Origin of the sequence: Streptococcus oralis Uo5 (assembly GCF_000253155.1) — a bacterium.
GTDB classification, from domain to species: domain Bacteria; phylum Bacillota; class Bacilli; order Lactobacillales; family Streptococcaceae; genus Streptococcus; species Streptococcus oralis_L.
On sequence record NC_015291.1, the window covers coordinates 220653 to 234245 of the forward strand.

Below are 13593 nucleotides of genomic sequence, written 5' to 3' on the forward strand. Positions count from 1 at the left end.
TGTAACACAAAAGGGGAGAATGGGATAGGATGGAAGTCAAGGCTGTTTTTTTTGATATCGATGGAACGCTAGTCAACGATCGCAAGAGTGTTTTGAAATCCACTAAGGACGCGATTAAGATTGTCAAAGAGCAAGGAGTACTTGTTGGAGTAGCGACAGGACGAGGGCCGTTTTTTGTCAAGGAATTGATGGAAGACTTGGACTTGGATTTTGCGGTGACCTACAATGGCCAATACATTTTTAATAAAGAAAAGGTGCTCTTTGCAAGTCCGATTGCTAAGTCAAGTCTGCGTCAACTGATTGCTTATGCTAAAAAGGAGCGTAAAGAAATCGCTCTTGGAACCGAGCATGCCGTTGTTGGTTCGAAAATTATGTCATTTGGTCTCGGCTCCTTTTCCCAACTGGTTAGTCGATTTATCCCGACTGTGCTGACAAGAACCGTTAGCCGTTCCTTTAATCGAATGGTCAGCAAGGCAGTTCCTCAAAAGGAAGACAACCTGCTTAACTTGATTAATCAACCCATTTATCAAGTTTTGATGCTGATGACGCCAGAAGAATCTGAGAAAGCTGCAAGTGATTTTGACGACTTGAAATTAACTCGAAGCAATCCTTTTGCAGCAGATATCATTAACCAAGGAAATTCCAAACTAGAAGGCATTCGCCGAGTCGGGAAAGAATATGGTTTTGATCTCAATCAAGTCATGGCCTTTGGTGATTCCGACAACGACCTGGAAATGTTGGCGGGTGTTGGTATGTCGGTCGCTATGGGAAATGGCAGTAGCAGTGTCAAAGAAGTTGCCAAGCATATTACGGCAAGTAATCAACAAGATGGTATCCACAAGGCGCTCGAGCACTTTGGTGTTTTGGCTTCAGAAAAAGTGTTTGTCAGTCGAGACTACCACTTTAATAAGGTTAAAACCTTCCACCACATGATGGATGAACGAACTCAAGAAGAGCCACAGGCATGGGATGCTGAAGGTGCAACCCACCGCGCAGATTTTAAAATTGAAGAATTAGTAGAGTTTGTTCGCGCAGCAAGTTCTTCGGAGGAAGAATTCCAAGACTCCCTTGCAAGCATGCATGAGGCACTTGATAAGGCGGCAGAGAAAGTGGCGAAAAAGACACCTGCTAAGCAAAACTTGGTCGGTCAAGTGGATGCTTTGATTGATACACTGTATTTTACTTACGGTAGCTTTGTTTTGATGGGAGTGGATCCAGAACGTATTTTTGATATTGTCCATGAAGCGAATATGGGGAAGGTCTTCCCTGATGGGAAAGCTCATTTTGACCCAGTTACACATAAGATTTTAAAACCAGATGACTGGGAAGAAAAATATGCTCCAGAACCTGCCATCCGACAGGAACTACAACGTCAGTTTAAAGCTTATGAGCGACATAAAGAAAGAAAAAAATAGAAACAAAAAGGAGCTCAAGGCTCCTTTTTTTAATGATTACAATGTTTTTTCACTTTCTCTCACGACCAGTAAATCGACTTTCGCATGGCGGAGAATGTACTCAGATGAAGAGCCAACCAAGAGGCGTTCAAAGGCATTGAGACCTGTTGCACCAACGAGAATCAGATCAACATTTTCTGCGTCTGGAATAGTACGGGCAAGGAGGGTTTTTGGATTTCCCATTTCGATGACGATGTGAATATCGGTCACACCAGCATCTCTTGCGCGCTTTTCGTACTCCTTCATCAGACTTTCAGCATCGACTTGGAGTTCTTCGTAAACTTCAGCATCAAAGGTAGACACGCTTTGAAGAGCGCGTGTGTCAATAACATGGGCAATGGTGAGCTTGGATTCGTTGCGTAGAGCAGTGTAAACACCTTTGACGAAAGCCAAGTCCGCTTCTTTAGAACCATCAATTGCGACCATAACATTTTGGTAACGTTGTGCCATAATGAAACCTCCTGAAATTTTCTTACTGTTATTGTAACCCTTTTCACTAAAGAAGTAAAGTAAAAATCATATTTAAATAAATATTATTGGAGATTCGATTTGGTGGAGATATGTTAAAATAAAAGAAAACGGGATAGTAGAAAACACAGCGAGGGGATGAGAAAGTATGAAAGATTTTGTTCAAGCTTCTAAAAAAATAAGTTTTCTTTATCATGGAATGATCCTTGCGTCACTTGTAGGAGAAGTAGTGATGCTTTGGCAGCTAGAAAGAGTCGTACCCGTTCTCTATCCAGGTTTTGTTGCTTTTCTTCTTTTTCACTTAGTCTACCACATCATTTTATTTGTGATTGCAAAGAGAAGTGGTCGCTTGGACTATTTGGTCACGTGGGGGCTCTTTCTCATGTTTAATCTTTTGTATGATTCCTTTTTAGCATTAGTCTTTCTAGGTTTGTCTTTTGGTATGTGAGAAAATACTTCTGTACTCTAGTTGTTTAGACGGCGAGAACCTAGTCGTTGTGAGTTTTTTTCTTTGCTTGCTCATTTCAGGAAACTTGTCGCAATCCCTTTCTAGTGGTATAATGTTACTATCTCGATGAATTGAGGAAACAAGATGAAAGAATATAACAAGTCTAGTAAGTTAGAGCACGTTGCCTATGATATCCGTGGTCCTGTTTTGGAAGAAGCTATGCGGATGCGAGCAAACGGAGAAAAGATTTTACGTCTGAATACAGGGAATCCAGCAGAATTTGGCTTTACAGCACCAGATGAGGTCATTCATGACTTGATTATGAATGCGCGTGATAGTGAGGGATATTCTGACTCCAAAGGGATTTTCTCAGCCCGCAAGGCCATCATGCAGTATTGCCAACTGAAGAAATTTCCCAATGTAGACATTGATGATATCTACCTTGGAAATGGTGTCAGTGAGCTGATTGTTATGTCCATGCAAGGGCTTTTGGATAATGGCGATGAGGTCTTGGTGCCTATGCCAGACTATCCTCTCTGGACAGCCGCGGTCAGTCTAGCTGGGGGAAATGCCGTTCACTATATCTGTGATGAAGCTGCAGAGTGGTACCCTGATATTGACGATATCAAGTCAAAAATTACTTCCAACACTAAGGCAATCGTTCTTATCAATCCGAACAACCCAACTGGAGCCCTTTATCCTAAGGAACTCTTGTTGGAGATTATTGAGATTGCTCGTCAGAACGATTTGATCATCTTTGCTGACGAAATCTATGACCGCATGGTGATGGATGGACATGTGCATACGCCTGTGGCGAGCTTGGCACCAGATGTTTTCTGTGTCAGCATGAATGGTCTGTCAAAATCGCATCGTATCGCTGGTTTTCGTGTAGGATGGATGGTCTTGTCTGGTCCTAAGCACCATGTCAAGGGCTATATCGAAGGTCTCAATATGCTATCCAATATGCGTCTTTGCTCTAACGTTTTGGCCCAGCAAGTAGTACAAACTTCACTAGGTGGGCACCAGTCAGTGGATGAATTGCTCCTTCCTGGTGGACGGATCTATGAGCAAAGAAACTTCATTTACAATGCTATCCAAGATATCCCAGGTTTGTCTGCGGTCAAGCCGAAGGCGGGTCTTTATATCTTCCCTAAAATTGACCGCAATATGTACCGCATCGATGATGATGAACAGTTCGTTCTTGATTTCTTGAAGCAGGAAAAGGTTCTCTTGGTTCATGGTCGTGGTTTTAACTGGAAGGAACCAGACCATTTCCGTATCGTCTACCTTCCTCGTGTGGACGAATTGGCGCAAATCCAAGAAAAGATGACACGTTTCTTGAGTCAGTATCGTAGATAAGGCTTTCATAGGGAAAAGCAGGAAACATTTACTTAGAGCTATTGACAAATAGGTAAGAATCAGATAGAATAGTAAAGTATGTTTAGTAACTGATCACTTTATAGCCGGCTAAACGAATACAAAATCTATGAGGAGGTATTCATCGTGAAACGTACTTATCAACCAAGTAAACTTCGTCGTGCGCGTAAACACGGATTCCGTAACCGTATGTCAACTAAAAACGGTCGTCGCGTATTGGCAGCTCGTCGTCGTAAAGGACGCAAAGTTTTGGCTGCTTAATCCAAACGAATTCAACAAAGAAGTCAGTAGGAACTCGAGTCTACTGGCTTTTCTTTTTATCTTAAAGGGTGCATTGTCCTTGAAATCGGTCATTTCAGATGAAATTCATGGAGGGCTCGTTTAAAAGGTCACATACAAAAAACTCAAAACCAGATATAAGTTACTGATTTTGAGTTTTTGTTTATTCTTTTAAGTGATAAGAGTAGCTAGCGATAACGACGTCTTCATGCCATCTGAGAGCGTATTTTAGTTTGAGGCTCATTTGATTGTGCAGGATATTTTGCCAAGGCTTGTTAGGGATAAACTGTGGGACAAGGACTGTAACAGTGTAGTTTTTTTGCTTAGCTTCTTGGGCGATTCGTTTGACATACATAACGCTAGGGGTGATGATGTCGCGGTAGCTAGTATTGATATTCTTCAGAGTGATATTTGGGAAGTAATCGGCAAATTCCTGAAGAATTTCTTGGTCTTTTTCTGCCGTTTCTTTAGTAGAAATGTGCATGGCTAACACTTCGTCACCGATACTTTGAGCGTAGTTAATGGCTCCAACACTTACTCGAGTAACATTTCCTACTAGGACAAGAACCAGATTGCCGTCATAGGTACGTTTTTCAATTCCTTCGTAGAGTCGCAGTTGTTTTGCCACTTTTTGGTAATGGCTGTGAATGGACAAAAAGAGGAAGGTTAAAACTAGGATAATTGGGAAGAATGGCCAGATATCACCCAGTCTGAAGAGGAGTAAAATGAGAACGATAGCATAACAAATGATGGCCCCAAGGATATTAGCAAAGGCAGGTTTTAAGAAATTTGCTCCTTTTTCCTTTTTCCAATGACGAATCATCCCAGTCTGAGAAAGGGCAAAGGGAACGAAGACCCCGATAGTATAAAGAGGAATCAAGCGTTCAGTATTCCCGTTAAAAATGAGAAGAAGGATCATAGCTCCAAAAGCCAGAGTTAAGATACCGTTGGAGTAGCCAAGGCGATCCCCTTTTTCCATAAAGAGATGGGGCATGTACTTGTTTTTAGCCATATTGTATGCCAGCATAGGGAAGGCTGAAAAGCCAGTATTTGCAGCTACAGCTAGAATCAAGGCTGTTGAGAACTGGAAGAGATAGTAGCTAGCATGACCAAAGAATGAATCACCAAGAATGCCCTTGGCCATTTGCGAGAGGATGGTTTCTCCATTTTGAGGTGTGATGCCCATCCAGTAGTTTAGGAAGGTGATGCCTGCAAAAAGAAAACCTAAAATCAAGGACATGATGGTCAGGGTCTGAGCAGCATTCTTTTCTTTCGGAGTTTTGAAAAATGGTACCGCATTTGAAATAGCCTCAACCCCTGTCAGAGAGGCAGAGCCACTGGTAAAGGCTCTCAATAGGAGAACGATGGAAAGACTCGGAACGGTTTGCCCAATGGTTGAAGTCGCCTGATAGTTTAGGGAACCTGTAAATAGTTGAAAGAACCCATAAAGCAAGAGAAAGACGGTACTGAAGATAAAGAGGTAGACGGGAATCATCAGAGAGCTGGCAGATTCTTTCAATCCTCTTAAATTCAAGAGCATGAGCAGACAGACTAGGAAAATAGAGATATGAAGATTATAGGGATGGAGGGCAGGGATGGCTGCAGTAATAGCATCAGCTCCAGACGCAACGGATACGGCTACTGTCAGCATATAGTCAACAAGGAGGCTGCCCCCTGCAATCAAGCCTAGTTCAGGGGAGAGATTTTCCCGAGTGACCATATAAGCCCCACCACCTTGAGGATAGGCGTGAATGATTTGACGATAGGAAATGGTCAAACTAGCGAGCAGTAAGAGGACAAAAATACCGATAGGGAGGCTCCACCAAATAGCGAGAGGAGAGAGGCTAACTAGAACGAGAATGACTTGTTCAGGTCCATAGGCAATAGAAGACAGGGCATCACTGGATAACATTGCAAGTGCCTGCATTTTTCCAAGTAATCCCCCTTCACCATCTGTGAGGGACTTGAGTGGTCGACCGATAAAGGTATATTTTAATTTTCTAAACATTTTCTTTTCCTTTGATGAAAATTTCAATAAGTGTTATTATACTGCTTTGAAAAAATGCAGTCAAGGGAGAATGATCGGTATTAGAATATTTTTACAAGCCGAGGGATGCTATTTTTGGTATAATAGATGGAAGAAAATGAGGTTAGAAGAGATGATATTTGATACGCATACACATTTAAATATAGAAGAATTTGCAGGAAGGGAAGATGAAGAATTAGCCCTAGCTGCTGAGATGGGTGTGACCCGGATGAATATTGTTGGCTTTGACAAGCCGACTATAGAGCGCGCCTTGGAGTTGGTAGATGAGTATGAGCAACTCTACGCAACTATTGGCTGGCATCCGACTGAAGCAGGGACATACACAGACGAGGTCGAAGCTTACTTGCTTGAAAAGTTAAAACATCCCAAAGTTGTTGCCTTGGGTGAGATTGGATTGGACTATCACTGGATGACAGCATCTAAGGAGGTGCAGGAGCAGGTTTTTCGTCGTCAGATTCAGTTGTCTAAGGATTTGAATTTGCCCTTTGTGGTTCATACCCGTGATGCGTTAGAAGATACTTATGAGATTATCAAGAATGAGGGCGTTGGTCCTCGTGGTGGGATTATGCATTCATTTTCAGGCTCTTTGGAGTGGGCTGAGAAGTTTGTCGAACTTGGTATGACCATTTCCTTCTCAGGAGTGGTGACTTTTAAGAAAGCGACGGATATCCAAGAAGCTGCTAGGGAACTTCCTTTGGATAAAATCCTCGTTGAGACAGATGCCCCTTATCTAGCGCCCGTTCCTAAGCGTGGACGAGAAAACAAAACAGCCTATACACGATACGTGGTAGATTTTATCGCGGATTTGCGTGGGATGACTGTTGAAGAAATAGCGCAAGCTACCTATAATAATGCAAAGAGTTTATTTGGTCTGAGCGACCTAGTTGAACAGGAGTGAACGATTGTCTGATATACAGAATAATGATAAAAATTATTTTAGAGGTATTTCCGATGATTTGATGGCAAGGATTAATAAAACATCAACTATTGCGTTCAATGATTTACTGCAAGAAATGAATTTATGTGAGATTTTGATTTCTCCTCTCACTTTTGAATTGCTTGGATACAGTTTGAAAAATCTGCCAGATACAATTTGCCTTTTAAATGAATTAGGAGAAATCAATTATGAAGATAATCTAATATCAGAAAAAAATCTGCTGAATTTTTTCAAATATTTAATCATCAATATTCCTGAGTTAGAGGTACGATTTCAGAAATTATGTCAAAAAATTAAAGAGAGACAACCACTTATTTATTCTTTGAAAGGTGAAAATGGGGAACTCTTATTTTTGGAATCAGGTGCCGTGACTGGCAGTGTTCGCTTGTTGGTTTTTCCGGAAGAAATCGTTCTTTTAACATTGTCAGGTTATGATTAAAATGGAGTATGATAGTGATAAATAGAATAAAAATTTCCCAAGTCATCGTAGTCGAAGGACGGGATGATACAGCCAATCTCAAACGTTATTTTGACGTAGAGACCTATGAGACACGAGGATCGGCAATCAATGATCAAGATATAGAGCGGATCCAACGCCTGCATGAATTGCATGGAGTGATTGTCTTTACAGATCCAGATTTTAATGGGGAGCGGATTCGTCGCATGATTATGACGGCCATTCCAACGGTACAGCATGCCTTTCTCAAGCGAGATGAGGCTGTTCCCAAATCCAAGTCCAAGGGACGTTCTCTGGGAATCGAACACGCCAGTTATGAAGATCTAAAAACAGCGCTGGCTCAGGTGACAGAGCAATTTGAAAACGAGAACGAGTTTGACATTAGTCGCGGTGACTTGATTCGCCTAGGTTTCTTGGCGGGAGCAGACAGTCGTAGGCGCCGAGAGTATCTAGGTGAAAAGCTTCGCATCGGCTATTCCAACGGCAAGCAACTCCTCAAGCGCTTAGAGTTATTTGGGATAACCTTGGCAGAAGTGGAAGAAGTGATGGCTAAGTATTCAGTCCAAGGGAGTAAGGAATGAAAAAAGTAATTATTACAGGTGGCAATAGTGGTATTGGCTATCAGGCTGCAAAACAATTAGCTGAAAAGGGCTGGTCTGTTACTCTCTTTTGTAGACGGCAAGAAGCTGCCGAGCAAGCCTGTGAGAAAATCCGCCAACAAACAGGAACTCCGCATGTAGATTATATGTTGGTTGATCTATCTGATATAAAGAGTATCAGGAAAGCAGTAGAGAAGTATATCCAAAAAGAAGGGACTTTAGATATTTTAATTAACAATGCAGCTGACTTTGATTTGTCAGTTAAAAAGCCCATCCTGACTAAGGATGGTTTAGAAAAGCAATTTGCGACCAATGTTGCCGCCCCTTTCTTGCTGTCTATCTTGTTGAAAGGTTTGTTGGAAAAATCTGAGAGTGGTCGGATTATTAATATTTCTTCCCAAGGGCTGATGCTTTATCCTTTCATGAAGCTTGATTTTGAAAATTTAGCTGGTCAAAAACATTATAGTCCTGCCAAGACTTATTATCAGAACAAACTGGCCTTGTTGATGCTGTCGCTTTATATGCGAAAACATTGGAAAGGTATCAAGGTTCAGGCAATCCGTGTGACCAATGTCAAAGTTGATATGCGCCGCTATGATCACCTCAGCGCTTTTATGAAAAATTTGTATAAAATCAAGTCAAGATTTTCAATTAGCCCGGAAGAAATGGCCAAAGTCTACACAGCCCTATCTACAGAAGATGGCCATGACGGTTTTCTGTATGATGAGAAATGCAGGAAAGTAAAAGCAAATAGAACTGCTTACGAAGAAGAGGGGCAAGCAAAACTCTATTCCTTACTTGAACAACTGACATTTTCAAGAGACAATCTATAAAGAATTAGAAAAATAAATTTTATGCTTACTTCTATAGTGGAAAGAAATTTAGATATCGAAATCTGTTTGGGATAACCTTGGCAGAAGTGGAAGAAGCTATGGAAAGTTATGATAATAGCTAGATAGCCCAAAAATATAAAGGGAATGTGTTACAATAGAGGTAATAGCATATGCTTCAACTATGCTCAATACCATGCCTGATAAAAAAAGATAATTGATAAAACCAGCACTTGGGTGAAATTAATGAGGAAAAGCAATGGGAATTTTTGATTTTTAAAAAGACAGAAGCACAGAAGACAACAGAAGAAACCAAAGGAGATGCTTGTCTAGGAGTTTTGGGTTTCTTCCCGATGAAAGAAAAGAGGGAATTACTGATTGCTGCGACTTTGGAAGGGAGTTTGACAGTTGGTGATCGTCTTCAGTTTTGCAATCCCGATCAAGGTATGGATGCTCTTGAAACTGTAGTAGTGAAAAAGCTTTCTTGCCAAAACGAAGATGTGAATTCCCTTAGCGATGAGGAGTTAGTTTATCTAGAGATTGATATGCTTCCCTCTCTAGATAAGTTAAAAAAGGGAAGTGTGCTCTATAGTCCTGGTGTAGATGAAAAAAAGCGTTTATCTAGCTATGCTTATGCTCTCTATCGAGCTTTTGTGACTATTCAAGAAGGTAAAGTAAGTGATGAGGACTATCAGAATCTTAGTCTTGATGATAGTATCGAAATTTTACAGGCTTTTTTATGGGATTGCCGTCAAAAATCAAAAAGTGAAGAAAGTAATCAAGAAAATACTTGTAAGTCAGAGCTTCTAGCAGAAATTGTCAAAGACAAGTTGCTAGAAGCGGATTCGATTTATGCTGTTTATTCAGAAAATACTGGGGAACCTTATCTTTTCTCAACTACATATGATAGAGGTGATGAAGGCTATCTATGCACTGACCCAATGATTATGCTATTTACCCCTCGTTGGTATCATCAGTATAAGGAAGCAATTGAAAACCAATTAAAAGTGGTAAAACGGATTGAAAATACGGAAGATAAAAAAGGAATTGAGAATTTTCTTGGGACAGCCTTTTACTTGAATGGTGCTTTAGGAGCATTCTTTAATACCAAAGAAGCTAGTATAAGTTCTTCTATTTTAGTTCAAAAACCAGATTTTACAGGCTTGCCAGAGATACAAGTTCCTGTTATGAATCCTGATATTGTGAGATGGATGCTTTTGATGGGACAGATGGATAGACCGACTACAGAAGAGGAAGAATTAAATTATAAACTCTATTATAAGTTCTTTTCAATGGCAATGCCAAAAGCTAAATTCCTTCTTCCTATAAATGCAACATCAGGATTTCCTGAACCTAGTCAGGAAAGTAATTCTCATGTTTTAGAAGAATCTGCTACGTTTAATCTTCCGACTAGAGAAGGGAAAAATGGACGAAATTCGGTTTCAGTGTTTACTGATTGGAAACGTTTGCGAATGGTTTTCGATGAAAATTGGAGCGCTATGATTGAAAACGCTGGAGGCATGATTGAAATCTTTGACTATGCCATTAACCAGACTGAGTATTATAAAGCGGGTGTTTATGTCAGTGACAAAGCGTTTAAAGAAATGCAACAGTTCAGTGAGGAACTAGAAGGAAGAGCTAAAGGTTGATCAAGGGATGAAAATAATCGTTGATAGAGAGTCTATCTGTATGGGGGATGATGTTCTGCCTCACAAGGTAGAACTTGAAGTTCCTGAGGACATGACAGTAGAGGAATTTTGTGATTTCCTTCAAAAGGACAGATATTTGCCTAGATTGGATACAGAGTGGCTTCTCCGACATGGTGGGCAGACAATAACAAGCTATCATACAGAAACAAAAGAACTGACGAATCCCAATATCTATTTAAAAGACCTGATTCATCAGAGTTCTAGAGGAAATGAATTTGTTTGGATATATCGCCGTTCCTATTAGAAAAGAGAATAAATGATTTTCTTAAAAGATAATGAATGAAAATTAGAACAATATGCATTGATTTTTTGACAACAAGAGGTAATCTAAGCAGTTGGCCCTGTTTGGAGTGACTTTGAGGGAAGATAAAACCTTCATAAAAATGGTGAAAGGAAACGATATGGCAAATAGAAGCTATATTTATTTAAAAAACGGGAAAGATGTACGTATTTTAACGGAGGGAGTTTACACCATTCCTTATTTTTGGCAATTATTTTGGGATGAAAAAGATGTGCGAATGCCTAATATTCTATGGAAGAAATTTAATATCTTACTTCCTATTGAAAAATTCCAGAAAAAGGCCATCAAAAATCGTTCCTTTTTAGAACAGAACGCTCCTCAGACCTTGCAATTATATGATGATTTTGTTCGCTACATTCTTGCAAATGTCAAAGCAGGTGACATGCTAGGGTTTGATATTTTAGAAGTTGCTGATATGGATGGATTAACTATAGCTTCGCGTAAGCTTATAAAAAATATCCGAGCCATTCAGGAAAATCAACCCCAAGAATTGGATTTTTCTTTAACAGAAAAGAACGTAATTTGGTCTGCTATGGGATTTCCTGATTATTATGCCTCAAAATTATTGCCAGAAGATAATATTCTAGACTCGGTTGCCTACCTAGATGAGTTGAAGAAAATGCAAGGCCCAAAAGATAAGCAAGAACAAGATCAAGAAGATAAACAAGAACAAAATCAAAAAGATAAACAAGCGCAAGGTCAAGAAGAGAATCAAAAACAAGAGCAATATCAAGAAGACGATCAAGCGCAAGGCCAAGAAGATAAACAAGCACCACGCAAAGAAGATGAGAAAGTGCTTGATGAGACTGGTGCAGAATCTAAAGATGACGAGTATCATATTCCTTTGAGATTTTGGTTTCTCTTGGTGTTGGTAATTGTTTGGGTTTATAGATTGTTTTTAGCTAACAAATAGAAAAGAGAATAAATGAGAATTGCAGATTATAGCGTGACCAAGGCAGTGCTGGAGCGTCACGGTTTTACCTTTAAAAAGTCCTTCGGGCAAAATTTCCTGACGGATACCAATATCCTTCAAAAAATCGTGGATACAGCTGAAATTGATGATCAGGTTAATGTTATCGAAATCGGGCCAGGGATTGGTGCCTTGACGGAGTTTTTGGCTGAGCGTGCGGCAGAGGTTATGGCCTTTGAGATTGACCACCGTTTGGTACCGATCTTGGCAGATACCCTGCGTGATTTTGACAATGTGACAGTAGTCAACGAGGACATTCTCAAAGTTGACTTGGCCCAGCATATCCAGAATTTTAAAAATCCTGGCCTGCCAATCAAGGTAGTAGCCAACTTGCCCTACTATATCACAACGCCTATTCTCATGCACTTGATTGAGAGTGGCATTCCTTTTAGTGAGTTTGTCGTCATGATGCAAAAAGAAGTGGCGGATCGCATCTCAGCCCAACCTAACACCAAGGCTTACGGTAGCTTGTCGATTGCGGTTCAGTATTACATGACAGCCAAGGTTGCTTTTATCGTGCCTCGTACGGTCTTTGTGCCAGCACCAAATGTGGATTCGGCCATCTTGAAAATGGTGCGCCGTCCAGATCCAGCCGTAGCAGTCGAAGATGAGAATTTCTTCTTTAAGGTTTCCAAGGCTAGTTTCACTCATCGTCGCAAGACCTTGTGGAACAACTTAACAGGCTACTTTGGCAAGACCGAAGAAGTCAAGGATAAGCTGACCAAGGCTTTGGACCAAGCAGGCTTGTCACCAAGTGTGCGTGGGGAAGCACTAAGCTTAGAAGAATTTGCTAGCCTTTCAGATGCGCTTAAAGGACAAGGACTCTAAGATGCGGGGACAAATCATTAAAGCCTTGGCGGGCTTCTACTATGTGGAGAGTGACGGTCAGGTTTATCAAACACGCGCGCGTGGGAATTTCCGTAAAAAAGGTCATACACCCTATGTTGGGGATTGGGTAGATTTTTCTGCGGAGGAATATTCTGAAGGTTATATTCTCAAGATTCACGAACGGAAAAACAGTCTGGTTCGTCCGCCTATTGTCAATATTGACCAAGCTGTGGTAATCATGTCGGCTAAGGAGCCTGATTTTAATAGCAATTTGCTGGATCGCTTCTTGGTACTCTTAGAACATAAGGGCATCCATCCTGTCGTCTATATTTCTAAAATGGACTTGCTAGAAGATAGGGAAGAATTAAGTTTTTACCAGCAGACCTATGGTGACATTGGCTATGACTTTGTGACCAGCAAGGAAGAACTCCTACCCTTGTTAACAGGCAAGACTACAGTCTTTATGGGGCAGACAGGCGTTGGAAAATCAACCCTTCTCAATAAAATCGCACCAGACCTCAATCTCGAGACAGGAGAAATCTCAGATAGTCTAGGTCGTGGTCGCCATACCACTCGAGCTGTTAGTTTTTACAATCTCAATGGGGGTAAAATCGCGGACACACCAGGCTTTTCATCACTGGATTATGAAGTGTCAACGGCTGAAGACCTCAATCAGGCCTTTCCAGAGATTGCCAGTGTCAGTCGAGACTGTAAATTCCGTACTTGTACCCATACCCATGAACCAGCTTGTGCGGTCAAGCCAGCTGTCGAAAAGGGTGCCATTGCGACCTTCCGTTTTGACAACTACTTGCAATTCCTCAGTGAAATTGAAAATCGCAGAGAAACCTATAAAAAAGTCAGCAAAAAAATTCCAAAATAAGGAGAAACC

The 13593-nt window shown here is 40.8% G+C and carries 14 protein-coding genes and 1 pseudogene; 13 read left to right on the forward strand and 2 right to left on the reverse strand.

The genetic code is table 11. The features are described 5' to 3' along the window. Nucleotides 1-29: 29 nt before the first annotated feature. Nucleotides 30-1415, forward strand: coding sequence for a Cof-type HAD-IIB family hydrolase (locus SOR_RS01160; protein ID WP_000453125.1), 1386 nt, complete (start codon nt 30-32; stop codon nt 1413-1415). A 36-nt stretch (nt 1416-1451) separates the two neighbouring features. On the opposite strand, the gene SOR_RS01165 is transcribed toward SOR_RS01160, so the two are convergent. Continuing rightward, nucleotides 1452-1904, reverse strand: coding sequence for a universal stress protein (locus SOR_RS01165; RefSeq protein WP_000079162.1), 453 nt, complete (start codon nt 1902-1904; stop codon nt 1452-1454). Between the two features lie 166 nt (nt 1905-2070). Between SOR_RS01165 and SOR_RS01170 the strand changes: the two genes are divergently transcribed. The 3 genes from SOR_RS01170 to rpmH all read left to right on the forward strand — a co-directional run bounded on the left by SOR_RS01170 (nt 2071) and on the right by rpmH (nt 4008). Continuing rightward, nucleotides 2071-2370 (forward strand): hypothetical protein, encoded by a 300-nt coding sequence (locus SOR_RS01170; protein WP_000651413.1) that lies wholly within the window; start codon nt 2071-2073, stop codon nt 2368-2370. 144 nt (nt 2371-2514) lie between these two features. Further along, nucleotides 2515-3729: a pyridoxal phosphate-dependent aminotransferase gene (locus tag SOR_RS01175; RefSeq protein ID WP_000666454.1), complete on the forward strand. Its 1215-nt coding sequence runs from the start codon at nt 2515-2517 to the stop codon at nt 3727-3729. Between the two features lie 144 nt (nt 3730-3873). Beyond that, a complete protein-coding gene (gene rpmH / locus SOR_RS01180) occupies nt 3874-4008 on the forward strand; it encodes a 50S ribosomal protein L34 (protein WP_000831905.1) in 135 nt (44 codons plus the stop codon). 181 nt (nt 4009-4189) lie between these two features. On the opposite strand, the gene SOR_RS01185 is transcribed toward rpmH, so the two are convergent. Further along, complete coding sequence (locus SOR_RS01185; RefSeq protein ID WP_000488832.1) at nt 4190-6034, reverse strand: APC family permease; 1845 nt, start codon at nt 6032-6034, stop codon at nt 4190-4192. Between the two features lie 151 nt (nt 6035-6185). Here SOR_RS01185 and SOR_RS01190 point away from each other — a divergent pair, with 151 nt between their 5' ends. From SOR_RS01190 to rsgA, 9 genes and pseudogenes are all read left to right on the forward strand, one after another. Beyond that, nucleotides 6186-6971, forward strand: coding sequence for a TatD family hydrolase (locus SOR_RS01190; RefSeq protein WP_000575591.1), 786 nt, complete (start codon nt 6186-6188; stop codon nt 6969-6971). 4 nt (nt 6972-6975) lie between these two features. Then, nucleotides 6976-7449 (forward strand): hypothetical protein, encoded by a 474-nt coding sequence (locus SOR_RS10200; protein WP_001280254.1) that lies wholly within the window; start codon nt 6976-6978, stop codon nt 7447-7449. Between the two features lie 8 nt (nt 7450-7457). Next, nucleotides 7458-8048 carry a ribonuclease M5 gene (rnmV, locus tag SOR_RS01200; protein WP_041170801.1) on the forward strand — a complete coding sequence of 197 codons (591 nt, stop codon included), beginning with the start codon at nt 7458-7460 and terminating at the stop codon, nt 8046-8048. Beyond that, the gene (locus tag SOR_RS01205; protein ID WP_000755760.1) at nt 8045-8899 is read left to right on the forward strand and encodes an SDR family NAD(P)-dependent oxidoreductase; all 855 of its coding nucleotides are present in this window, start codon (nt 8045-8047) and stop codon (nt 8897-8899) included. The genes rnmV and SOR_RS01205 overlap by 4 nt, the downstream gene beginning before the upstream one ends. Before the next feature lie 256 nt (nt 8900-9155). After that, nucleotides 9156-10545, forward strand: a pseudogene (locus tag SOR_RS01210) (SseB family protein). A gap of 7 nt (nt 10546-10552) precedes the next feature. Beyond that, entirely contained in the window at nt 10553-10849 is a 297-nt protein-coding gene (locus SOR_RS01215; protein WP_000692386.1) for a hypothetical protein, read from the forward strand. Nucleotides 10850-11006: 157 nt separating this feature from the next. Beyond that, nucleotides 11007-11819: a hypothetical protein gene (locus tag SOR_RS01220; RefSeq protein WP_000013640.1), complete on the forward strand. Its 813-nt coding sequence runs from the start codon at nt 11007-11009 to the stop codon at nt 11817-11819. Nucleotides 11820-11831: 12 nt separating this feature from the next. Then, complete coding sequence (gene rsmA, locus SOR_RS01225; protein ID WP_001216846.1) at nt 11832-12704, forward strand: 16S rRNA (adenine(1518)-N(6)/adenine(1519)-N(6))-dimethyltransferase RsmA; 873 nt, start codon at nt 11832-11834, stop codon at nt 12702-12704. 1 nt (nt 12705) lies between these two features. After that, nucleotides 12706-13584 carry a ribosome small subunit-dependent GTPase A gene (gene rsgA / locus SOR_RS01230; RefSeq protein WP_013670157.1) on the forward strand — a complete coding sequence of 293 codons (879 nt, stop codon included), beginning with the start codon at nt 12706-12708 and terminating at the stop codon, nt 13582-13584. The last annotated feature ends 9 nt before the right edge of the window (nt 13585-13593 follow it).